Below are 21,384 nucleotides of genomic sequence, written 5' to 3'. Positions count from 1 at the left end.
ATAATCCCCTATAAACTTAAATTTAACTGTGTTTCGCCTACACGTTCTTGTTGATACGTGCTGTAAATACTGCTTACTTGCTGGCGCGTGATCTTAAAACGCTTTACCAGCTGCTGAATGCTGCAGGTTTTATTATCAAGCGCGTAGCAAATCTCTTGGTTGCGAATTTGCTGCAGTACTTTATGCAGCATTGGCATTTGGTAATGCTTGTTTTCGTATTCATCAACCAGGGCTTGTACTAACTCAATACCAAAAATCTTAACTGCCTCATGGTTAGCTGTTGGCTTACGCGGTATATAAAACATTTGGCCCTGGTGTTCAGTGAGTAGCGCGATTGTTTTATCTACCCCTAATATCTCAACAAGCTTGCGCAAGCCATAAGGCAATGCGCGTAAATCTAACTCAGGTTTGTTCATGACTGTTCATCCCATAAGTAGTCAAGGCCGTATTCTCGATCGATTGCACGCTGTTGATGGTACGCTTCAACATCACGACGAATACGGCACTTACGTTGGTCTTCAGGTTTTACTGGGCGCTTTCTATCTACCTCGCTATAAGGCTGTTTACGCGGGTTGATAGTGAAGTTTTGATAGTCTTCGTAATTAGGCATTTAAGCCCCCTGCTTTGCTTTATGGCGTGCTAACCATTGCTTTAGTACTTCAATGATGTGCGGCCATTGCTGTGCGCTTTGATACAGCTTTTTACCTTGTAAGTGGTTTTCACAAAACGACTCACACGCGCTTTTAGAGTCAACATTTACAGCACCGGCTCTGTGTAATTGCCCCCACAGGCTATAAATCATTTTAAGCTGTGGTGGTAATTGCTTTTTGCCTGCGTTTGGATTCATTGCGCGGTAACGAGCAAGCAGCTGCTGTTGTTCGAGCTTTGTTAAACCAGTACACGTGTTAGTGCGTTGGTTAGAAATATACGCAACATTAAGTTGGTGGGTATCTTGATCGATACCCGCCGCCTTTTGCGCAATTTTGATTTGTTGGATCAAATTACTCACGCGCTTTCCTCCAACATTTGAATTTCAAAGTGAGGTGATGCCTCTAACGAGATAATCTTAATTCCCCAGTCTTTCATGCCTTCAGTAAAAATAAGCGGGAACTCGCGACAAATAGTGTTAAAGCGGCGCGCGGTATGCGCTGGGCCATTCACCTCATGAACATGGTGAATGCTAAAAAGCTTATCTGCAGCCAGTGTGGCAAAGGCCGCTTTAATGTTGCCGTTGCATTTGTCGATTAGCTCACCTTGTGGGTCTTTCTTAGCTAAAAGAGCAAGCATTACTGCATTAGTCACTAAAGAGCTAAACGCAAGCTCAGCTGAATAACGCGGTGTGTTTAATTTGATTGAAAATGCCATGATTTAATCCTTCTTTAAATGGTGTTTAACTAACGTTTAAACTGCTGGTTTGTTTAGTACTGAACTGAAAATGCCATTGATAAGTAACTTATCGATCGCAACATCTGGTTTTTTGGCTGCATGGTTTAAAACATGCGGTAATAGGTTTTCAACTAACTCCCGGGCATTACCTTCAACACGCTTGTGAAGCCATTGCCACCAAGCTGCATCGTCGCTTGCAAGCTTTATTGTTCCCTCGGTTAGCTCAATGAATAGGGTTTGAATATCTTCAACCGTTACTTGCCCGATTGGTTTTGGCCAAAAGCACACACGGCTTGCAATGAGTTCGTAGCGTTCTTGTGTTTGAAGTTTGTCGACTAATTGAATATTGCCTACCAGGGTTACACCAACAATTGCTTGGTCACTGATAGTTCGTAACGGGTCAAGCGCATTAGGTTTACACTTATCGGCTTCGTCTAAGATGATCAGGCGGTCTGTATCACGCAGCGCCATGATAATCTTTTGCATGTTTTTGTAGGCGCTTGGGCAACGTGACAAGCCTAATGCCAGGATTAATTGATCGAGTACTTGTGTACTGCTGGTTTGTTCACTGCCGGCAATTAAAATGGCTTCTTTGTTATTGCGGCAATACTCGCTAATACCTTTTGTTTTACCTAAACCCGCTTGGCCTGCAAACACACTAAAGCGGCGGCGCTGTCTTGCTTGGTCACAGGCCATCGCAATAAGCTTAGAAGTGCTAGTAGGAATAAACGGCACCTTGCCGTAAACAATACTGACCTGCTTACGTTCTTCAGGCTCTGCTAGTTGTTTTGCAGCTTGTTTAGGTTGATCAAGTTCTGCAGGTTGTAAAATGGCCCAAATGTCATGCAAGTGCTTACTTGGTTTTGCATTGTATTTACCATTTATAAGCTGGCTAATAGTTGCAGCGCTTTTACCCATGCTGGCAGCGATACTCGCACTGGTAATGTTTTGGTCTCGGATTTCAGGCGATTGCAGGCGTAAACAAATGCGTGTGCATAAATCACGGTCTGCCTTTGAGTACGACTTATTAAAGTCATTACGCTTTTTTATATCGTTAATGCTGGCTTCGTTAAAAAGCTCTTGCCACAGTGCATCAATAATCTTTTGCGGATCGATGGTGCATGTAAAAGCCAGTGTTTCTTTAATTGACTGCAGTGCATAGCCACAGGTTAATTTTTCAGGTGTTAAACCTAACGTCGACATTTCTTGGTTGATCAGCTCAACACGAAGTGTTTGCTCGTCTGAATAGGTAAATGGGATTTTATAGCTCATAGCTTTGTTCCTTGCGTGTAGTTGGTTGATCGAGTAATTCGTCTAAGTCAATTTCGTGTTGTGGTTTAGTCGGTGTTACATCGAACTCAAACACGTTAACTTCTTGTTTATGGGCAATTGCTGGCTCTACCGGAGCTGCTAATTCTTCAACAGCTTTAATATCGATAATGCGTGTATCTGCTTCTTGTGCTTCGACTTCACGGCGCTTGGTATCTAAGCGTTTTAAACGGCCAATACGGCGTTTGCTTTCTGCCTGTTCGATACGTGATGTAGGCACGGCATGCGACTTAGTTTTAAGGTTGGCAAACATTAAAAACTCGCCGTTTAACTTATAAAGCTTGGTGTAGCTATCATCGTGTAAGTCGTATGCGGCTATTAGCTCTTGGCCATTGAACTGATGCAAGTAATCAGCGCTGTAGTCACGTTGATGTAAACGAAAACGACCACGACGAATATTGACCTTTTCACGTGGTAGCATGACAAAATCATCTTCAACGGGTGGCACACGTTCTATGCCTTCATCCCACACTTGCTGACGTGTTTTACCCTTGATTTCAGGATGCTCGCTGTTGTGGTAATCATTTAAAAAGGCTTTAAATTCAGCAATCCATTCATCTACCGTCGGAAGTTTACGTTTACCCTGCTTAGCTTCTTTTAAAATAAGTTGCTTATGGCGGTCATCGTGATCACGCCCACAGTAAGTACTAAAACGTTTACCAACGCGGTCTTCCATGTGTAAGAAAAAGCGTTCTATCCACTTAACTCGTGCATTACCTGGTATGGCAAAAATAACGTCGATTTCAAACTGAGCATAAAAGCCGGTTGTTTCATCGTTCATTAATTTGTTTTTATAGCCAGAGCCGTTATCTAGATAAAACATGGCAGGTACATTGTTGTGTACTTTGATAGCACGGCTTATTGCTGCAAGCGTATCTAACGTGCTTTCTGCATAGCCCAGCTCCCAACCAACAATGCAGCGGCTACCCACATCTTGAAACGCTGTAAGCTCTGCGCGGTATGGCTTGCCCGTTTTAGGGTGTGCTAAATAAACATCAAGCGTATGGCCATCGCCGTTATACAAAACACCAGGCTTAATATTTTCGGTTGAGCGCAATAAGTGATCTTTATGCTTTTCACGGTACAACTTAGCACCCATACGGTACGGGCTTTGTGGGCCTAGTTCGTGTGGTAAGCCATTAATAAAACGGCGTACTTGATGGTGCTCTGCTTTATAACCTTCTTTGTTAAGTTGGTCTGCCACTTGCGCAAAGCTAGGGCTATTTGGGCTGTGGTAAAGCTCTAAACAACGTGCAAGCCAGCTGTATTGTGTTTGGGCTTTGCCTTTATGGTTTGGCAATAAACCATTAATGCCGTTTTCTTTATAAGCATTACACCAGTTATAAATTGTTGCGCGCCCTGGCAATTTACCTAATGCGTTAATTGCTGTTGTTACAGAGCTAATTGCTGTGTTACCACGGTACTCTGACACTAAATTTGCAAATGCTTTTGGTAAACCACACTCTTGGGTTAATAAGTGACGAACCAGTACAGCTCTGCTTTGGGCTTTTTTACGTGCTGGTTCACTGGCGTTTTGCCAGGTTAGTTCTAAGCCCGTACTTGGTAAGTTATTAAATTTTTGAACTGCAGGATGCATTACTCTCTCCTACTCGCGGGTTTTAATACGGTCGTTAAACATGGCAAGCATGTATTCACGGTTAGCTTGTGCGTCTTGCCATTCGTCTTCTGCGAAGTGTGGAATTTGCTCAGCGCCTACTAGGTTCTCTGAACCAAACTCTTCAGTTAAGCGGTTAAGCATGTGGTTAATTCGCTGTTGAATACCTAGCCATAAGTGCCATGTAGTTTGAGCGCCGCCAATGCGGTGGTTTTGATCTAGGTCGCGGCTTGTACATAATTGCTCAACCATGGTTATGAACTCTTCAAGGGATTCATTCACAATGGCGCTATGTGCAAATGCGTTTTGGCGCACCTGTGCAACAAGTATTGGTAACTCGTAGCGTTGTTTAGGTGCTTTGGTTAATCGCTCATTTTCAAGCGCGTTAATAAGCGTTGCTGTCTGCTCTTCAAGTTCAGTGTGCTTCTCTTTGAGTTTTTTAATCTCTTTTCGAAACTCACGTACAGATAACTCGTTAAGTGTTTCTAGGTCGTCTTCGTCTAGTGCTTCAACGGTTTCAACAGGTAAGCGCGCCATTTCAATCAGCTTGCTTTTGTTCATGTTTAAAACGGCAGACGTCTGCCGTTTTGATTCGGGCAGAGCTAAAAACATCTTAGCGACAGCTATTGAATTTCGTGCGTTACGTTCACCAATACCTAGTTTTTCAAGCTGATTTATAAATTCGCCATGAGGTGTGTTAACTTTAATTGAAAGTAATAAGAGCCCATGTTTAGCTGTATCAACAAGGATTCTCTCTCCAATTCGAACAACCTCTTGCCACGCTTCTTCAATAGTGTCAGGAATAACTAATTGAATTTGTCCTGCCATTTTCTCGATCTTTGCAGTAAGTTGCTGTTGCTCTTCAGCACTGAAAACCTGAATTTCAGACGGATCTTGGTCTTTGATAGTCATAGTTTTACCTAGAAATTTGGTTATTGATTACTGCTAGAGGGCAATAAAGTTTTTTGAATTTCGCGTTGCTGCTCAGAAAATTTTTCAATCTCCATTTGAAGTTCAGCATGCTTTTCTAAAAGTTGTGATCGCTGGTCTACGGCTTTGAATAAAAGAGGTTCAAGTAATACGTTTAGAGGTTCTATGCTTTTGATGGCCCATAGCAATGCTGGTAACTGATGTGCTGGTAGATACTTTTCAGTACCTGGAGCAAGGTATTTATTCAAAAGAGTTTCATTAATTACAACATCATCAACTTTTAAAGCTTGATTCATGCGGTTAACTATCCCCTGTCTTGTGAGACCACATGTTCTAGCAGCTGCGTTCACTGCATATAAAAACTGATGGTATACATCACAATTAGGTGCTTCATCTTGATTGAATATCGGCGTTAAATCAGTAATTTTCATGGTAATTTTTCCCTGTAGATTTATTGGATTAATTCAACCAATTAGTTGTAAGTTGGTGCAGGAATCGGTTTTTTATTTCTAATTGCATTAATAACTTGCTGTTTTCTTGATGCGCGGTCTTTTCTACCTCTAGGCTGGTGCCCTACGTAAGTGTCGCCAAAGACTTCTTCAAGAGTTAGCTCTAAAGCAGAACATATAGCCTCAGCTACAGGCTGAGATTTGTTTAATCGCTTTGCAATTGAGTAAACGTGAGAGCGAGAAACTTTTAATGCCTCTGCAATATCGGTGAGAAGAATATCTTTTTCATGCAATTTATTGCGTATATCTTCAAATACTAAACCGTTAGATTTCATGCTAAGTTATCCTATGTAAAGTTAGTTGCATACATTTGTAATGTTTTGTTCGTTTTTTAATTTGTATCATTACATTTGTATTGTCAAGTAACCTATAACATTATTTTTGTATTTTTTAACATTACATTTGTATTGACAAGTAATTATGACTACTGATACTTTAAAAAAAGTTGATATAGAGCTAGCTGCACAAAAGCTTAAAAAAGAATTTGGTGTTGGTAGTGAAAGAGCACTTTCACTTGCTATGGGGTTGTCTCAGTCTGCATTTTTAAATGCAATGAATAGGGGCACATTACCATATGAGGGAATTGTTAAAGCCTGTGTTGATAGAGGCATTTCACTTGATCACATATTTGGATTAAAGCACACGAGCAGTAAATCTAATCTTCAACTGAATGAACCAAAACCTGAAAGTTCTTACCATCTTGTCAAAGAAGAAGTTATTCATATTGATAATTTGGTCGAATCAATAATGGATGAGGTTGTTACAAAAAATGATCTTCCAGTTGAAAGGTTACTTGCAGTACGCAAGTCGCTAAGGCCAATACTTGTTGATGCAGCTCTTGAGTATGAATGTGATCGAGCTATTGTTACAGCTATTGCGAGGAGTAGTCTCAAACTGGTTTAATTTCTTTAGGATGTGAAATGAAAACCTATTTAAAAACTTTTGCTATTGTAGCCTTAATGGCACTTACCCTCCCTACTTCAGCGCTCGAACCTTTGAGTGATCGAGCGCAAGTAAAACATATTAATTCAACGTTACTTATGCCTGATGGTAGTGATATGACTGTTGATATGAGCTTTGATTGCGGCTCTGACTTCTCTGAAACTGGTTTGATCGTAACTACCGAACAAGGAGCTAAGTTCTTAGCACATGCCTACTCAGAACTATATGGGCAAGCAGCTGGAGAAAAAGTGAAACAAGCCTGGCTTACTAAAGCTAATCCAGATGACCCAAGAAAACCCACCATGCTATTAATTAATGCTTTTGGAGCATTGGAATGGCCGAATGAATCTACTAAAGTTGTTGAATTGCAAGAGTTTAGTAGTACTAAATCGGTTAGCGCTAATACTGGGCCTGCAATCTTGCAGTTATGTGGTACCCGGAGTCATAACCCAAGCGAATTACAATAATAAAATATATGGAGGCTAGGGCTTAAAGCCCTAGTTTTACGCATGGAACACACGCTTTTGAAATCAATTTTTTACCTTACTTTGTTATTTATAGCCTATTTTAGCCCTGCAACTGAGCTAGCAGGATACAGCTTTGGTATCACTCAAGATAAAAGTGGTTTTATTTATCAAGCCAGCCAAAAAGGAGGTTTTAGACTTGATGGCGAAAACTATGTTCCGTTATCTGATCTTTTTGAAGTCCCTAATAATTGGCTCGAAGACGTAAGGTATCTTGAAAAAAACAATGAACTACTTTTGGCCTATGGTGACTTAGGTCTTTACAAAATAGACCTAAACAACAATCAAACTAGTCTTCTTACTAATTCTGGGTGTTGGAGAATTGGGATTATTGAAAATGTTATTTATTGCTTACGTGGCCATAAATTAAATAGCTATGAATACGAAGGTAAAAAATTAGAACCTATGAAGCTATTACCAGATGATCTAAAAGTTCATTCTATAGCCGATGGGTACATTGATACTGATGTAGGTTTATTCATGGTTGATGGTAATACAGCAAAACTGATAGATAAAACACCTGCAATGTATACAAAAATTAGTAACAATGAATACGGGCTTGTAGCATGGAGAGACCAGGCATTATATTACTATGACTCTTTTGGTAAGAGTAAATCTATACCATGGCCAACGATGCCAAAATCAATTTACGCTTTAGGTAACACGGTGTTCATTGAAAAAAATGGAGCTGTAGTACATCTTAATTTAATGGATTTTTCAGTAATAAATGAAAAAGTAAATGTAGTTAACTCCCCTATTCGTAGAATTTTCAAAGATGATGCCGAGAATATGTGGTTTATTTCTAGTAATAATGTACAAATTAAACCAGCCGCAATCACTCAAATCAGCTTGCCAATTTCTTCTGATTACAATATTAAAGTTCTCTCTGAAGGTGGTTTCTTTGTAGGAACTGAACAAGGTGTTTATAAAAAAGTTGGTGATAAGTTTACTTTGATAGGTGACCCAAAGGAGTATGGATATGTCATCACTGACTTAGAAGTCATTGATGAGACTTTGTATATTGCAAGTAATAAAGGGCTTACAAAGTACAACTTTAAAAACAATGCTTCAGAAAAACTTTATGATAGATATGTAATTGGTTTAAGCAAAAAGTCAAAATTATTATTTGTGTCTTCAAGTTTTGAAGGTGTTTTTACGTATGATGGAGAACACTTTCTTGAGCTATATGATGTTAATTCACTTCTTCATAACAATGAGATCTTAGATGTTAAGTTTATAGAAGATAATACTTATATATTGTCTGCAGAAGGTTTTTACTCAAAAGATAAGCTTAACAGAATTGGCTATCATGGAAGTGAAATTGGTATTGTTGTAGATGCTGTTAAATATCAAAACGCCATCTTCTTTGGCACTTTTGGCAACGGACTATTCAAATATCAAGATTCAAAATTAACAAGAGTTGATAGCCCCCAAAGCATTATTGATCTAATCGTTCACCAAAATGATTTGTTCATAGGCACCATAGATGGTGTGTATAGGTATAACGATTATATGTACTCATTAATGCCAGGTACATCAGGTTTAAATGTTACACCTAACTCAATGTTGTTAGAAAATAATAATGAACTTACTTTTGGTACCCAATTTGGTCTTACTACTATTAAGCTAGCTAACAAACCCACACAACTTGAACCATCGATAAAAACAATTCGAGTTGGTAATACATACCTGAGTGACCAGCTAGAGCGCTATGATGCCAGTAAGCAAGTAAGTTTATATATTTCAAATGGAAGTTTTGTAGGCAAAAGTGAATATGCATATTCAATTAACAATGAATGGATTACTGTTGAAAGTGGCGTGATTAACTTTCATAACATTAGACCAGGAACATATGAAGTAAATTACAAGAGTAGAATCAATGGCGGCCAATGGGTTAAAGGTAAGCCAATTAAATTGACGTTCTTTGGAAAGTGGTATGAATCAGCAGCTGTTACAGTCTTAATTTTTCTTATACCTGCATTAATCATTAGCTTAATTATTTTAGTTGTCGTCTTATTACTCAAAGCCAACTACGGTGTACATAAAAAGCTATATAACATGCTAGGTTCTTGCGAACTTAATAAGATCCTAACAACTCTGATACGCGCAAAAAGTGCGTGTAGTAGTCCAGATTTAAATAAACTTGCCGATGGATTAGTTGAGCTAGATAAAGCAATTGATGAGCTTGTACCTTTAGCACACGGTAATGCAGCATTAGGTAAAAGAACAATTCAACAAGGGTTGGATGCTTTGAAGGCAGCGCTTCAATTCGAGCAAATTAATCTTAATTTCGAATATACAATATCTATAAGTAACAATAAGAAATTAGAAAGTGATCTTGAACGTGATATATATGCTTTGGTTTATCATTCAATTAGAAACTCTGTTGACCATGGCAAGGCAAATCAAGTGGAAGTATTCGTAGAGCAAGTTAGAAACCAAGTTCATGTGTCAATCTTAGATAATGGTATAGGGTGTAGTCTCTATGCTCGTACTTTTAAATATGGCCTAGGTTTATATGTGATGAGAGACATTGCTAAAAAATACAAAGCCAAATTAAATTTCAAAAGTAGTAGTTCTGGTACTAGCATCAGTATTGGATTTCCACTAAGTGTAACTTCAAAGCTATTTAGAAATGAAAAAGCCCCTAGTTAGGGGCTTTTAAACTAAAGGAAACGTCCATTTTTAAAACTAGCAGTACACGCATAGTCATTCAGAATAGTTCCTTTTGTGATCAAGACTAGATCACCTTCAAACTCTATTACGTCACCTATGTTGTAATTGGCTAAACCAGATTTCTCTTTTAAAAGTATATCAGCGCGGAATTCAAATTTATCATGATATTTGCTATTGAATGATACAGGTAAAAGATAGGCAGTAACACCAACGCTTGATTCATCTATATTGACCAATTTAGCTTTCCATGGAGTTTTTTTATTTGATATATCTTTTGCTAATACATCGTTTTGATAATTTGTTTTTTTATAACAACCGCTAATTACTTGAGCTTGCTGGTTTTCAGCTTTAGTTAAATCAGTTGAAGACTTAAGTTTAAATACTGATGTGTTAGCCACTCGGTTATGAACTGGGGAAATGAACTTGTAAACATCGTCATGTTTACGCATTACTTCATTAAACTTTTCAAGCCCAATGAATTGTTTCCCATCAAAGACCATCGTTCCACTTTGTCCTATAACTTTGTAGCAGTAATAACCTTGATCACCTTTTGGTGAAATATTGTCAGATAAGTCCATGTTACTGGCATAGCATTTGAAACTATCGAGGATAATGGGAGAATTTAGTGAGAGTAAAACATCTGCATAAGAAGGTTCTGCAGGGTATGTTAAAGATGCACTCGCTCTATAAGCATCTTCAGTTGTCTTACAACCACTGAGAGCTGCCACAACTGAGAGGGTTAAAAGTAGCTTTTTCATGTGTTTCCTTTTTTGTTTTTAATCCTATTGGTTACATTATCGACAGCATTTTTATATGTAAAGGTTTTTCCCGCAGCAGTTGTTACCACCTATCGATATCTTAGACGCTCAATAACTCTATTTGTTTTAAACCTATTAATTGAGCGGAGAAAGATGATGACTAACTTAACCTGGACAAAAGCTAAGCCAACACTACCAGGGCACTACTGGTTTAGAATTGCTGGTGCATTAATACCACACATTCGTCAAATTGAAATATTGGATGACAGGATATGCGTTCTTAGTGATGGTCAACTTGTTGGAGAAATGGGTGATGGCTTTGAATTTGCTGGGCCAATTGATTTACCAGAAGAGCCTGTAGTAACAGCTAAAAAAACAAAGCCCTTTGAGTCTGGGTATACAAGCCCAGGTTTGGATGACAGAGAACAAAATTTGGTAGCCCTTAAATTAATTAAAAACAACCGCGCATTGTTTGAAGAGTTGAGTACGCTTGATGCCAGAGAAGTATTAGAAAAGGCCAGCTTTTGGCTGACCTGTTTGGCTGGGGTTAATGCTAGTTCGTTTGACGAGATTGATTTAGCTTCTCGAGAATTTGCGAAGAACTACGATTTATAAGCTTAATGGCTTCATCTTCGAAGTTAGCAGTGGTGCCAGAAGCTTTACCTTTCACCATAAATTAAATATGAAGCGTTTTAGCCAATGTTAAAACTTGAGCAACATAAAGCTGCTCCAATAATTTATTATCCATAATATACTTTTTTATGTTGGGTTAAGCCCTCTTAGTTTTTTGACTAAGGGGGCTTATTTTTTTGCACAGTTTTAAAAAAAAGGGTAAAACGCCTGTAAGCGATTTTAAGGCGTGTGTTTTTGTGATTGGCTGTAATGGCTCGTGTTTAAATCGTTTAAACGCTCTCAGTTAAATTTAAACACGGTTTAAACTTGGTTTAATGAATATTTAAAGGTGTATTTAAGTTGGTATACCAATTTTACAAGATTTAACCCTTTCGTCCTCGCCTTGGCTCTTTTTTGTGAGCGCATTTATTTGAACAATAAAAATAGCCATTTAACTTAATAGGTGTATAGAGTGGTGAATTACAAAACGTACATAACGAAAACGCTTGAGCATGGTTTTCATACTCGCATTCAGAGCACTGACCATCTAGATATGTTTGCTCGTCTTTCGTTAGAGCTGTTTGACAACTTGAACAGTGGGCCATAAAAATTCCTTGCGACTTTTTTGATACCCGCTTAGCCTATATTAGTTACCCCAACCCCTTAGCTGTAAAGTCTTTTCCAGCAGTCTCCCCTTTCTTTGATTCATAAACTAGGTGCCAGTTAATTCATTTTTGGCACTTACATCATGGCAAAGAAAGCAAGCACAAATACACAGTTCGATTGGTTTGAAGTTTTTAAAGCTGGCACCCAAACAGACAGCAAAGGCAATACCCAAACTTTTAGTAACGCTGATTTAAATAGCGTTGTTACTAACTTCACACCTAAAACCGCACCGCTTGTAATCGGCCACCCTAAAATGGATTCACCAGCATGGGGTTGGGCCAGTGAACTAAAAGCCGAAGACGGCGTACTTTACGCTAAAGCAGATGAAGTAAGCAGTGAGTTTGCTCAAGCTGTTGAAGATAAGCGCTACCCTAACCGCTCAGTTAAATTAGAAAAAGTCGAAAACGGCTACAAACTTGCCCACATTGGATACTTAGGTGGCAAGCCTCCTGCTGTTGACGGTTTAGCCTGGCAATTTAACCAGGATGAGAATGCCGACACCCTTACCTTTGAATTTGCTGCCGGTGATATGGACAGTATATCGCTACGCACATCAAACACCCTCACACGCCTTATGGGCAATTTACGCAACTTCATAACTGACCGTTTTGGTAGTGAAGCGGCAGATAAAGTTGTGCCCGAATACGAATCAGAGTGGTTAAAAGAAGAAACCATTATTGCTGAGCATGAGCGAGCCAAAGGTAACGCCGAATTTAGTAAAGGTGATGATGACACCACGCCCCCAACCAATGAGGACAATGCGATGGATGAAGAAGAAAAGAAGGCACTTCAAGACCAGCTTGATGCAGCCAATGCCAAAAACAAGCAACTTGAATATACCCAGCGTGTAACTGCTGCCAAAACGTTTATCACTGATGAAGTTAACAGTGGTAATGCACCGCGCTTAACTAACACAGATGGCGTTGCTGAATTTATGGCAAGCCTAGACGATGGTGACACAACGTTTGAGTTCGCTGCAGCGGATGGCGCGAGCCAAACACTTAAACCCGCAGAATGGTTTAAAGGCTTTTTAAAAGGCTTACCCGAGCAAACTGGCTTAACAAGCGAGTTTAATAAAGATGATACAAGCGACGAAGACGGCAACGACACAGCTGAAACGCTCGCTGCTAAAGCGCTTGAGTATCAGCAATCACAATCTGACAAAGGCATTACGATTAGTATCTCGTCTGCGTTAGACCATATTAAGAAGGCATAAACCATGGCACAACCAGGATTTATTCGAAACTTTTCGGCTGTTTCAGCAATTACAGCGAATCGCCTTGTAGTTGTATCAGCACTTGAAGATTTTCATGTTGCTGCTGCAACAGATGCAAGCGCGGTATTTGCTGGCGTAACAGAGCAAGGCACTGATAACCATTTACGTGTTGATGTAGTGATGACACAAAGTGCCCCTGTTGAATTTGGTGGTGATATTGCAGCCGGTGACTTAATTGTTGCTGATGCCGAAGGTAAAGCCATTGCATTGGATTTGGCAGACTATGTAGGTGAAACCCAAATTCATGTTGCTGGCTGGGCAATGGAAACCGGCGATGCTGGCACCATTGGTGACATCTTTTTAGCGCCGCAACTCATTGCGACGATTCCAAGCGCGTAAGGCGCTTGGGTTAACTTAATTTCATAAAGTGAGGAATTGCCATGAGTAATGGTATGCCATTTACACCCGATACAGAGCAAACGGCCATTGCCATTGCTTATAAAAACAAAAAGCTAATTGCTGACCAATTAGCCCCCTATTCGCCTGTTGGTAAACGTGCATTTAAATGGACTGAGTACAATAAAGGCGACAAGTTTACGTTGCCAGATACTAAAATTGGCCGTAAATCGGGCCCGAATCAAGTTGAGTTCTCAGTAACGGAAAAAGAAAGCTCAGTTGTAGACCACGGCTTATCAGACGTTATCCCAAATGATGATGTGGATAACGCACCTGCTAACTATAACCCACGTACACATGCGGCTGAAAGTATCACTGATTTAGTGCTACTTGGTCGTGAGGTTCGTGTTGCAGAGCTGTTTAACACCGCATCGAACTTCGGTAAGTCTGAAAGTTTATCAGCCGCAGGCTTTAAGTTCTTGGATGATCCAGAACTTGATATCTTGCCGTTCTTCCTTGAAATGCTTGATGAGCCTTTAATGCGCCCTAACGCAATGAATATGTCGCAAGCAGTTGCTACTAAAATTCGTACCCATCCTAATATTGTTAAATCATACAACGGTACAAGTGGCGACAAGGGCCTAGTGCCCTGGAGCTGGATTCTAGAACAGCTTGAGCTTGAACATATCAATGTTGGCCAAGCTCGTTTGAATACGGCGAAGAAAGGCAAAGACGTTGTGCTTAAACGTGCCTTTGCTGACAACTTATCGTTTACCTATCACGACCCGCTTGCGTCGTTCCAAAATAACCGCATGACATTTGCACTGACTGCACGTTATGGCTCGCGTGTCTCTTCTAACCGCGATGTAGCTGCAGGCTTAAATGGTGGTGTAGAAGTCATGGTAGGTGAAGCAGTTAAAGAAGTCGTGATTGCAAAAGACTGCGGCATCTTACTAACCAATGTACTTAACCCGAATTAATTAACGCGTATTTCCCTGATAAAGCCCCCAGTTCCGACTAGCTCGGGGGCTTTTTTTACTAACTGAGGCATGTATGTTTACGACAACTCAAACAGTTATCGACAAAATTGGCATTAATGTGCTGTTGCAATTTGTGTCTGCAAAATTTGCAGAGCCAGGTGCGTACCCTACACGTGATGATGTGGAAACGGCATTACTGGGTGAGCCTGAAACAGAGTTACAACAGCAGATTGCTGCTTGGTACAGCGAAGCACAAAAAGACGTTAACGCCACTATTACGGGCTTTGTAGCGCGTTTTAAGTTAACACAAGACGATATTAATACGTCGGTTTTGCCAGGTATTGCAATTGATTTAATGCACTGCGAATTGGCAACCAATATCGCCGACGAACACCTTAAAGAACTGAGTAAAAAGGCCATGGCCCTATTAGACAAAGTTAGTAAAGGTGTGATCCAAATTAAGGAAGATGCGCCTGCAGGCTCAAGAACTGGGATGCGAACAAAAGCTGCAGGCTCTCAATTTGACTGGGACAGGTACTAACGATGGCTGGGGTATTTATCGATATATCGGGTAATGCATTACCCCGCCTGAGCCAAATTGCAACAACCAGTGAAAGAGCTACCGATGTGTTGGACGATATCGGCGCATTTTTAGACATGGACGTCACCACCCGCTTTTTACGTGAAATGACACCTGAAGGGCGTAAGTGGGAACAGTCACAGGCTGCAAAAGACCGTGGCGGTTTAACACTAACCGATACACGCAGCTTAGCTGGCTCTGTTACACACAACGTGAGCTACAACACGTTAGTGCATGGCCTTGGTGAAAAGTATGCCGCCATACACCACTTTGGTGGTGAAGCTGGCCGCAATAAAAGCGTAAAGCTGCCTGCGCGACCAATACTCGGTATTGCAGCAATACAAGAAGCAGAGATTAACGACATCGTTGAAGACTGGTTAATTTAAAGTGAGTTTAAAGAGGGTTTAAATGTCATTTAACTTTGATTTAAACAAGGTCGAAACCGTCCTTAAACAATCTGCAATTAGAGCAACGCTTGGGTTTTCAAGTGACTTTAACGAAGTGAGGAAACGTGCGGTGCATAGTTCGCACCTATTTGTTTTGCCCCTTGCTGAAGATAACCAGAACACAAACCAAGTACCAGGGCTTGATGAATACCAGGTACATGAAACATTTGCAGTGATGATTGTTATTCCTTGCCTAACGGGCAACGCAACCAGTAATACCGAAATTAAAGAGTTAAGAGGCCAAGTGAAAGAAGCCATAGCCGGTTGCCAGTTTCAAGGATGGGACCCGATTAAGCTAGATAAAGGCCGCACTATTGAGCTTAACAAAGAAACAAACAACTTAATTTATCAGTGCCAGTTCAGCGTAACTGGTATTCATACCGTAACTGTGAAGGTGATGCCATGAGCAAACAAACCGAATCGCAATCGACAAAACCCGCACCAGAAAAAGGCGTTGTTATTACAGAGCCTAAAGTGTCTCGTGCTATGGCCATTGCGAACAATGTAAACAAGGTACTTTCGAGTAATAAGGCATCTCGTACAGAGCTTGCTGGCGCATTTAACTTGAAAGATGGCGAGTTAATTAAAGTGGAGAGTAAATCATGAGCTGGCGCTTTAAAGATAAACTAATTTTAGCCGATGCCCTGGGCACCACACTCACAGGCATGCATGCAATTTACGCAAGTGAAGTTGAACTTGCCATCGAGAACGAAAGCGAAAAAGACGAGCTAGAAACAAGCCACAGCGGTGCAAGCTTAGAAACGTTTTACGGTGAACATATCAGCCTTAACTTTAAAACGCCTCTTGCTATGAGCGGCACGGCTGGTAATGAGCCTGCCTTTGCGCCCCTATTACTTGCCTGTGGCATGGTGCAAGTTGCTGATGCGAGTAGCGTGACATTTACGAAAGGTGCAGCTGTTGCTGTTAAGTGCTTAGTTCGCTTTGGTAAGAACACGCACTCAATCAGTGAAATGAAAGGTAATGTGAGCTTACAGCTTGAAAAAGGTAAGCCAATGCTTAACTGGCAATTTAAAGGCTTATTTAGTGCGCCTATTGCAAGTGCTGCTGCACCGGTTGTTGATTGGGACCGTTGGGTTCGCCCTGAAGTTTTGGGTGTAAGTAATAGCTCTGACTTTAAGTTAAATGATGTTCAGCGGACCCTACACAAGCTTACCGTTGATTTGGGTAATAACGTGGTATTTGACCGTGCCATTAACCACGAAGAAATTATGATCACCGGTCATGAAAGCAGTGCCAACTTTACACTTACAGCTGAAGAACTGGCAAGCTTCAACCCCTTTGCAACGGTTGGCCAAGTGCAACTGTTCGAATTTACGCACGGTACCGCTGCAGGTAAAAAAGTCACCATTATTGGACGCTATCAAATGCCCCACCCTAAATACACAAGCCTTGACTCTGAATTAACAGGCTATGAGTTTGATGGAAAGCTGGTACCCAGTGGTGCGGGTTACGATGAACTCACCATTGTATTTGAGTAATACCATGCGTTTTCAAGCTGTCAACGTCACAAACATCGATACAGGGAACGTGGAGTTTTACACGGTCATTGCGAAGCAAAAGGGAAAAGCGCCAAGTTACTGCAAAGATAGCAGTGGCATTCTTAAATTTAGTAGTTTTAAAGCCGCAAAGGATGAGGCTAAACGACTGACTAATGAATATAAGTGAACTTAAAAATGAAATTAAGACTTTTAGAAGAATTGAAAAATACATCAGCTGAAGCACCGTTAAATTTTACCTTTGCGGGGGTGCAGTTCAAATTCACAGCGAAAATTAAAATTGTTGATGAACAAACGCTTGAAGAACTTACTGGCAAACAAAGCGCGAATGATAAGGAAATTGTTCGTGACTTACTTATTGGCTGGGATGAGTTTGTTGACGAAGGCAAACAAGTACCCTTTGCAACCGACACACTTGAAGAAATGCTTGCTTATCCAGGTTTAACCGCACGGCTCAGTGTTGAGTGTATTAACGCGCAATACCGTGTACAGGAAAAAAACTAAACGATGTTGCTAGGTGGTTTGTGGGCGACCTAGCAACACAAAGCCAAACATTAGATGACGACGAAGCCCATTTTGGCGCACCTGTTAAAGCTGCGCCTAAAAACGACAAAGACGACACATTATTTGTATTGCCGGCTAATCACGTTGCAGTAATCGCTATAACTACCGCATCGAGTCAATGGCAGTTAGATAATAACGGGGTTGAGTTTGCCCTTGATTATGCCAGGGCTGATATTGCATGGCGCTATGCAAACATAACACTGACCCCACCCGACTTTGACAAAGTACAAACACTAGAGCGCACCATAATTGGATTAATAAGGCGACCTGATGAGCAACAACTTGAATTTGGCGTTACGCTTAAGTTATGACGGCAAAGCTGTTACTGCAGGTGCGCGCCAGAATGTTAATGATATCAATCGCATTAAAGAAACGGCAAAAGAGCAGTCAAAGGTTGCTAAAGACGAGTCTGCAAAGCAAGTTGATAGTTTCAATAAAACAACTTCTGCTTTAAACAGAGTCCCCATAGCAATACATGAACAAATACCAGCATATCAACGCGTTGGTGTAAGCCAAGCTGCAGCAATGAAGCAACAGAGTAACGCTGTTCGTAATTACACTAATGAGTTAAATGTTCTTCCCAAAGCAATAGATAAACAAACTGTTGCAAATGAAAAATCAGTAGTATCTCAAAAAACAACTTCGGCAAAAAATAATGCAAGTGTAAGACAGAGCGTAACCGAATTAAATCGTGTTCCAGAGTCAATTCAGAGACAAGTTACAGCTCAAAATAAAGCTGCGTTATCGTATGCTAAAACGGCTAGGCAACAACAGGTATTGACACGAAAAACGGTTAGCGACTTAAATCGTGTGCCTGCAGCAATTCAACGCCAAGTTGCAGCCAATCAACAATTAGGTGTAAGCCAAGCAGCTGTGATGCGCCAACAAGGTGCGATGACGCGCCAGCTCGGTTTAATGAATACGGCTTACGGCCAATTAGGTGCAACGCTCACTACCCTTGTGAGTATTGGTACCGCGACCATGTTTGTACGTGATACCGGTGCTGCACAACTTCTCGATACCCGCCTAAAGGGCTTAACAAGCTCAGTGCGTGAATATGAAAAGGTGCAAGCCTATTTATTTGAAACGTCTGACCGACTGAATACCAGTTACACCACCCTCGCCGATTCATACAGTAAAATATTAACGCTTCAAGATGCGGGGGTTGTTACCCAAGAGCAAGGTATTGCAATACTTGAAGGTATGGCGAATGCAGCCGCTAAAACAGGTGCTAGTAATGTACAACTAGGCCAAAGCTTGTTTGGTATGACACAAGGTATGACTGCAGGTGTGTTACGTGCTGAAGAGCTAAACCAAGTCACTGAGCCAATGCCTGGCTTATTACAAAAACTCGATAAAGCAGCAGGTAAAGCCGCTGGCGGTTTTAGACAAATGGTGAACGATGGCCAAGTAACAAGCCAAATGTTCAAAAACTATTTGATCAAAGCGCTAGAAGATTATGCCGGTGCAGCTGAAGCGACTGAAGGCAAGATAAACGCAAGCTTTGCTGAAATGGGCAATGAATATCAGCGCTTAATCCGTAAATATGAAGAGCCAGTCAACTTTGCTGTTACCAGTGTTGTAGACAGTATTACCGATACAATGGCGTATTTACGCGAGAACGAAGAGGTTGTAGATGACTTAGTATTTGCAACAGGCGCGTTAGCAACAGTTCTAGCTGGGCGTTTAGTGTCAAGCTTGGCTGCAAGTGCGCAAGGGTACATTGCAAATGTAGCCGCAAAAAACCAAGCAATACTTGCTGATGCTGCCCTGGCTAAACAAGCCAAGGTAAATGCGATTGCTGAGCGGGAACGTGCGTTATATGAAAATGCAGCGGCAAAACGCCAACTAGCAGCTGCATCAACTGCTGGTACGCGTGCAATGGCCATTACACGTTTAGCCGCAACGAACAATAGAGCTGCAGCCTCTGAAGCTAACCTAACTGCAGCAACAAATGCATATACTGTCGCGGCGACTAGAGCAACGATTGCATCACGTGGTTTAAGTGTTGCCATGGGATTTTTAGGTGGCCCTGTCGGTGTGATCATGACCGCTGGCCTCGCCCTTGCCTATTTTGCAAGTCAAAGTGATACCTCAAGCGTGGCCGCTAAAAAACTTGAAACAAACCTTTATGATCTTTCTACTGCTTTTGACACACTTGCCAATAAAAAAGCCACTACACAGCTGCGTAATAATCAAAATGAAATCAGTAAATACAGTAAAAATATTGAAGATGCCTATAGCAAAATTGCTGATTTAAAAGCGCAACAAGACCAAGCACCTACTGGGCGTGCTGCATCGGCCTATAGCCGTCAAATAAGAAGTTTAGAATCGTACATTGATAAGCAAACAGAGTTACGCGCTAAGTTAATGGACACGGCCACAGAGATTGCTAACTTTGAAAAGAATTTAAGCGAGATTAAGTGGACCGCACCTAAGTCTGACCAACCTGAATCTGCATCTGAATTACCAGAGAATATAAAACGGTTACAAGAGCGCTTAGCGGGTGAGGAAGTAAGGCTAAAGATCAGTTACGACAAACAGCGCCAAATGGTGATCACTGCCCGTGAAAACGATGTAGCTAATAAAGCAAAATACGATGCAATACTTAAACAGTTAGACACAAAGTATTCTGACGATGTAAAAGCGCTAGTCGAAAAGCGTGAAGCTGAAAAAATTCGTATTCAAAACCAAGCTGAAGAAAAGCGTAAAAATGACTTACGCAGAGATCTAGATAATCGTATAGCGATCATTAAAGGGTTTGCAGATAGAGAGCAACTAGCAGCCTATAATAATGAGCTACGTGTTGAGCAAGCAAGGCAACAAGCACGCGTTGATGCAAAACGCCGCGCTACTTTAGGTTTGGCTGCTAACGATGACAGTGGCGAGCTGCAATACAACGCTGATAATCAAATTCGTGATCTTGAACGTCAAACTGAATTAAATGCAGCTGCCGGCTATTATTCTCAGCGTGAAGCTGATGAGGCTGCACACCAAGAGCGCTTATTTCAAATTAAGAACCGCTATGCCGGTGCCCTACAAAGTAACATTGTTGCCTTCGCTAATTTTGAAAAACAAACTGAAGCAGACAAAGCACAGGCTATTATCGGTTTAGGTGCTGCCACATTCAAAACCATGGCAAGCCAAAGCAAAACTGCGTTTAAGACATATAAAGCGTTTGCTATAGCACAAGCCATTATCAATACTTACCAAAGTGCCACGGCTGCTTTTAACTCTCTTGCAGGTATTCCGATTGTGGGCCCTGTGCTAGGTGGTGTCGCTGCAGCTGCTGCAGTCGGTCTTGGCTTACAGCAAGTTAGGCAAATTAAAAATCAACAGCCAGCAGGTATTGCGCACGGTGGTTTAGATTACGTACCTAATGAATCAACCTATGTATTACAACGTGGTGAGCGTGTATTAAGCCCTAAACAAAACATTGAAATTAGCCAAATGGCGCGCCGCTATAACGCAGGAACTGCTGCAGCTAATGATACAGTTAGTCGTGGTGTTACGTTAAATATAACAAACCAAATTAACGTAAAAGGCTCAGCAAATGAACAAAGTGCTCAGCTTATTGGCCAAGACATTGCGCGTGAAGTGGTGGGTGTTGTTGTAGCCAACATTCAAAGTAATGGTGCAATTATTCGCTCTATACGTGGCGCTGCTTAAGTCCGAATACCAAAATAAGATTGTGTTTTACCATCAATTAGCTATTATAAATACGCTTTACATATACTG

Annotated in this window: 25 protein-coding genes; 15 read left to right on the top strand and 10 right to left on the bottom strand. The window is 41.0% G+C overall.

Annotated features, from left to right (window positions below):
* Positions 1 to 8: 8 nt before the first annotated feature.
* The 9 genes from NH153_RS14960 to NH153_RS14920 are packed head-to-tail and all read right to left on the bottom strand — an operon-like array spanning position 9 to position 6,044.
* A complete protein-coding gene (locus tag NH153_RS14960; RefSeq protein ID WP_063705226.1) occupies positions 9 to 416 on the bottom strand; it encodes a Mor transcription activator family protein in 408 nt (135 codons plus the stop codon).
* Positions 413 to 610: a hypothetical protein gene (locus tag NH153_RS14955; RefSeq protein ID WP_063705224.1), complete on the bottom strand. Its 198-nt coding sequence runs from the start codon at positions 608 to 610 to the stop codon at positions 413 to 415. The genes NH153_RS14960 and NH153_RS14955 overlap by 4 nt, the downstream gene beginning before the upstream one ends.
* Complete coding sequence (locus NH153_RS14950; protein ID WP_063705222.1) at positions 611 to 1,009, bottom strand: phage protein GemA/Gp16 family protein; 399 nt, start codon at positions 1,007 to 1,009, stop codon at positions 611 to 613.
* On the bottom strand, positions 1,006 to 1,365 hold the full coding sequence (locus tag NH153_RS14945; RefSeq protein WP_063705220.1) for a hypothetical protein: 360 nt from the start codon (positions 1,363 to 1,365) through the stop codon (positions 1,006 to 1,008). The genes NH153_RS14950 and NH153_RS14945 overlap by 4 nt, the downstream gene beginning before the upstream one ends.
* Positions 1,366 to 1,401: 36 nt before the next feature.
* Positions 1,402 to 2,658: an AAA family ATPase gene (locus tag NH153_RS14940; RefSeq protein ID WP_063705218.1), complete on the bottom strand. Its 1,257-nt coding sequence runs from the start codon at positions 2,656 to 2,658 to the stop codon at positions 1,402 to 1,404.
* The gene (locus NH153_RS14935) at positions 2,648 to 4,312 is read right to left on the bottom strand and encodes a Mu transposase C-terminal domain-containing protein (protein ID WP_063705216.1); all 1,665 of its coding nucleotides are present in this window, start codon (positions 4,310 to 4,312) and stop codon (positions 2,648 to 2,650) included. Before NH153_RS14935 ends, NH153_RS14940 begins: the two co-directional genes overlap by 11 nt.
* Before the next feature lie 9 nt (positions 4,313 to 4,321).
* The gene (locus NH153_RS14930) at positions 4,322 to 5,242 is read right to left on the bottom strand and encodes a hypothetical protein (RefSeq protein WP_063705214.1); all 921 of its coding nucleotides are present in this window, start codon (positions 5,240 to 5,242) and stop codon (positions 4,322 to 4,324) included.
* A gap of 20 nt (positions 5,243 to 5,262) precedes the next feature.
* The gene (locus NH153_RS14925; protein WP_063705212.1) at positions 5,263 to 5,691 is read right to left on the bottom strand and encodes a hypothetical protein; all 429 of its coding nucleotides are present in this window, start codon (positions 5,689 to 5,691) and stop codon (positions 5,263 to 5,265) included.
* 41 nt (positions 5,692 to 5,732) lie between these two features.
* Positions 5,733 to 6,044, bottom strand: coding sequence for a helix-turn-helix domain-containing protein (locus NH153_RS14920; protein ID WP_063705210.1), 312 nt, complete (start codon positions 6,042 to 6,044; stop codon positions 5,733 to 5,735).
* A 145-nt stretch (positions 6,045 to 6,189) separates the two neighbouring features.
* On the opposite strand from NH153_RS14920, the gene NH153_RS14915 reads away from it, so the two are divergent.
* The 3 genes from NH153_RS14915 to NH153_RS14905 are packed head-to-tail and all read left to right on the top strand — an operon-like array spanning position 6,190 to position 9,890.
* Positions 6,190 to 6,672 carry a hypothetical protein gene (locus NH153_RS14915; protein ID WP_063705208.1) on the top strand — a complete coding sequence of 161 codons (483 nt, stop codon included), beginning with the start codon at positions 6,190 to 6,192 and terminating at the stop codon, positions 6,670 to 6,672.
* A gap of 17 nt (positions 6,673 to 6,689) precedes the next feature.
* The gene (locus NH153_RS14910; protein WP_063705205.1) at positions 6,690 to 7,178 is read left to right on the top strand and encodes a hypothetical protein; all 489 of its coding nucleotides are present in this window, start codon (positions 6,690 to 6,692) and stop codon (positions 7,176 to 7,178) included.
* A 42-nt stretch (positions 7,179 to 7,220) separates the two neighbouring features.
* Positions 7,221 to 9,890 (top strand): ATP-binding protein, encoded by a 2,670-nt coding sequence (locus tag NH153_RS14905; protein WP_063705202.1) that lies wholly within the window; start codon positions 7,221 to 7,223, stop codon positions 9,888 to 9,890.
* A gap of 11 nt (positions 9,891 to 9,901) precedes the next feature.
* On the opposite strand, the gene NH153_RS14900 is transcribed toward NH153_RS14905, so the two are convergent.
* Positions 9,902 to 10,669 carry a hypothetical protein gene (locus NH153_RS14900; RefSeq protein ID WP_063705200.1) on the bottom strand — a complete coding sequence of 256 codons (768 nt, stop codon included), beginning with the start codon at positions 10,667 to 10,669 and terminating at the stop codon, positions 9,902 to 9,904.
* A gap of 153 nt (positions 10,670 to 10,822) precedes the next feature.
* On the opposite strand from NH153_RS14900, the gene NH153_RS14895 reads away from it, so the two are divergent.
* The 12 genes from NH153_RS14895 (at position 10,823) to NH153_RS14835 (ending at position 21,315) form a co-directional block, all read left to right on the top strand.
* A complete protein-coding gene (locus tag NH153_RS14895; protein ID WP_063705198.1) occupies positions 10,823 to 11,284 on the top strand; it encodes a hypothetical protein in 462 nt (153 codons plus the stop codon).
* A 745-nt stretch (positions 11,285 to 12,029) separates the two neighbouring features.
* Positions 12,030 to 13,163 (top strand): hypothetical protein, encoded by a 1,134-nt coding sequence (locus NH153_RS14890; RefSeq protein WP_063705195.1) that lies wholly within the window; start codon positions 12,030 to 12,032, stop codon positions 13,161 to 13,163.
* Between the two features lie 3 nt (positions 13,164 to 13,166).
* On the top strand, positions 13,167 to 13,562 hold the full coding sequence (locus NH153_RS14885) for a DUF2190 family protein (protein WP_063705193.1): 396 nt from the start codon (positions 13,167 to 13,169) through the stop codon (positions 13,560 to 13,562).
* A 41-nt stretch (positions 13,563 to 13,603) separates the two neighbouring features.
* Positions 13,604 to 14,539, top strand: a complete 936-nt coding sequence (locus tag NH153_RS14880; protein WP_063705190.1) for a hypothetical protein — start codon at positions 13,604 to 13,606, stop codon at positions 14,537 to 14,539.
* A 73-nt stretch (positions 14,540 to 14,612) separates the two neighbouring features.
* Complete coding sequence (locus NH153_RS14875) at positions 14,613 to 15,080, top strand: phage protein Gp36 family protein (protein ID WP_063705188.1); 468 nt, start codon at positions 14,613 to 14,615, stop codon at positions 15,078 to 15,080.
* A 2-nt stretch (positions 15,081 to 15,082) separates the two neighbouring features.
* Positions 15,083 to 15,505 carry a phage virion morphogenesis protein gene (locus NH153_RS14870; RefSeq protein ID WP_063705186.1) on the top strand — a complete coding sequence of 141 codons (423 nt, stop codon included), beginning with the start codon at positions 15,083 to 15,085 and terminating at the stop codon, positions 15,503 to 15,505.
* Between the two features lie 22 nt (positions 15,506 to 15,527).
* Positions 15,528 to 15,971, top strand: a complete 444-nt coding sequence (locus tag NH153_RS14865; RefSeq protein WP_063705184.1) for a phage tail terminator protein — start codon at positions 15,528 to 15,530, stop codon at positions 15,969 to 15,971.
* Positions 15,968 to 16,171: a hypothetical protein gene (locus NH153_RS14860; protein ID WP_063705182.1), complete on the top strand. Its 204-nt coding sequence runs from the start codon at positions 15,968 to 15,970 to the stop codon at positions 16,169 to 16,171. Before NH153_RS14865 ends, NH153_RS14860 begins: the two co-directional genes overlap by 4 nt.
* Positions 16,168 to 17,064 (top strand): hypothetical protein, encoded by an 897-nt coding sequence (locus tag NH153_RS14855; protein WP_082874081.1) that lies wholly within the window; start codon positions 16,168 to 16,170, stop codon positions 17,062 to 17,064. The genes NH153_RS14860 and NH153_RS14855 overlap by 4 nt, the downstream gene beginning before the upstream one ends.
* A 195-nt stretch (positions 17,065 to 17,259) precedes the next feature.
* Positions 17,260 to 17,586, top strand: coding sequence for a hypothetical protein (locus NH153_RS14845; protein ID WP_063706164.1), 327 nt, complete (start codon positions 17,260 to 17,262; stop codon positions 17,584 to 17,586).
* Between the two features lie 20 nt (positions 17,587 to 17,606).
* Entirely contained in the window at positions 17,607 to 17,957 is a 351-nt protein-coding gene (locus NH153_RS14840; RefSeq protein ID WP_063705178.1) for a hypothetical protein, read from the top strand.
* Positions 17,917 to 21,315, top strand: a complete 3,399-nt coding sequence (locus NH153_RS14835; protein ID WP_240494379.1) for a tape measure protein — start codon at positions 17,917 to 17,919, stop codon at positions 21,313 to 21,315. The genes NH153_RS14840 and NH153_RS14835 overlap by 41 nt, the downstream gene beginning before the upstream one ends.
* Positions 21,316 to 21,384: the final 69 nt, after the last annotated feature.

The organism is Pseudoalteromonas gelatinilytica (assembly GCF_001641615.1).
In the GTDB taxonomy this organism is placed as follows: domain Bacteria; phylum Pseudomonadota; class Gammaproteobacteria; order Enterobacterales; family Alteromonadaceae; genus Pseudoalteromonas; species Pseudoalteromonas gelatinilytica.
This window is presented reverse-complemented; position numbering and strand designations above follow the sequence as displayed.

What these genes read in the sequence shown, in the direction of transcription:
- NH153_RS14945 (WP_063705220.1), bottom strand. Translation starts at nt 1,365, where the DNA reads ATGGCATTTTCAATCAAATTAAACACACCGCGTTATTCAGCTGAGCTT.
- NH153_RS14885 (WP_063705193.1), top strand. Translation starts at nt 13,167, where the DNA reads ATGGCACAACCAGGATTTATTCGAAACTTTTCGGCTGTTTCAGCAATT.
- NH153_RS14905 (WP_063705202.1), top strand. Translation starts at nt 7,221, where the DNA reads ATGGAACACACGCTTTTGAAATCAATTTTTTACCTTACTTTGTTATTT.
- NH153_RS14920 (WP_063705210.1), bottom strand. Translation starts at nt 6,044, where the DNA reads ATGAAATCTAACGGTTTAGTATTTGAAGATATACGCAATAAATTGCAT.
- NH153_RS14880 (WP_063705190.1), top strand. Translation starts at nt 13,604, where the DNA reads ATGAGTAATGGTATGCCATTTACACCCGATACAGAGCAAACGGCCATT.
- NH153_RS14855 (WP_082874081.1), top strand. Translation starts at nt 16,168, where the DNA reads ATGAGCTGGCGCTTTAAAGATAAACTAATTTTAGCCGATGCCCTGGGC.
- NH153_RS14940 (WP_063705218.1), bottom strand. Translation starts at nt 2,658, where the DNA reads ATGAGCTATAAAATCCCATTTACCTATTCAGACGAGCAAACACTTCGT.
- NH153_RS14930 (WP_063705214.1), bottom strand. Translation starts at nt 5,242, where the DNA reads ATGACTATCAAAGACCAAGATCCGTCTGAAATTCAGGTTTTCAGTGCT.
- NH153_RS14870 (WP_063705186.1), top strand. Translation starts at nt 15,083, where the DNA reads ATGGCTGGGGTATTTATCGATATATCGGGTAATGCATTACCCCGCCTG.
- NH153_RS14915 (WP_063705208.1), top strand. Translation starts at nt 6,190, where the DNA reads ATGACTACTGATACTTTAAAAAAAGTTGATATAGAGCTAGCTGCACAA.
- NH153_RS14925 (WP_063705212.1), bottom strand. Translation starts at nt 5,691, where the DNA reads ATGAAAATTACTGATTTAACGCCGATATTCAATCAAGATGAAGCACCT.
- NH153_RS14935 (WP_063705216.1), bottom strand. Translation starts at nt 4,312, where the DNA reads ATGCATCCTGCAGTTCAAAAATTTAATAACTTACCAAGTACGGGCTTA.
- NH153_RS14875 (WP_063705188.1), top strand. Translation starts at nt 14,613, where the DNA reads ATGTTTACGACAACTCAAACAGTTATCGACAAAATTGGCATTAATGTG.
- NH153_RS14900 (WP_063705200.1), bottom strand. Translation starts at nt 10,669, where the DNA reads ATGAAAAAGCTACTTTTAACCCTCTCAGTTGTGGCAGCTCTCAGTGGT.
- NH153_RS14910 (WP_063705205.1), top strand. Translation starts at nt 6,690, where the DNA reads ATGAAAACCTATTTAAAAACTTTTGCTATTGTAGCCTTAATGGCACTT.
- NH153_RS14955 (WP_063705224.1), bottom strand. Translation starts at nt 610, where the DNA reads ATGCCTAATTACGAAGACTATCAAAACTTCACTATCAACCCGCGTAAA.
- NH153_RS14895 (WP_063705198.1), top strand. Translation starts at nt 10,823, where the DNA reads ATGATGACTAACTTAACCTGGACAAAAGCTAAGCCAACACTACCAGGG.
- NH153_RS14835 (WP_240494379.1), top strand. Translation starts at nt 17,917, where the DNA reads ATGAGCAACAACTTGAATTTGGCGTTACGCTTAAGTTATGACGGCAAA.
- NH153_RS14865 (WP_063705184.1), top strand. Translation starts at nt 15,528, where the DNA reads ATGTCATTTAACTTTGATTTAAACAAGGTCGAAACCGTCCTTAAACAA.
- NH153_RS14960 (WP_063705226.1), bottom strand. Translation starts at nt 416, where the DNA reads ATGAACAAACCTGAGTTAGATTTACGCGCATTGCCTTATGGCTTGCGC.
- NH153_RS14860 (WP_063705182.1), top strand. Translation starts at nt 15,968, where the DNA reads ATGAGCAAACAAACCGAATCGCAATCGACAAAACCCGCACCAGAAAAA.
- NH153_RS14845 (WP_063706164.1), top strand. Translation starts at nt 17,260, where the DNA reads ATGAAATTAAGACTTTTAGAAGAATTGAAAAATACATCAGCTGAAGCA.
- NH153_RS14890 (WP_063705195.1), top strand. Translation starts at nt 12,030, where the DNA reads ATGGCAAAGAAAGCAAGCACAAATACACAGTTCGATTGGTTTGAAGTT.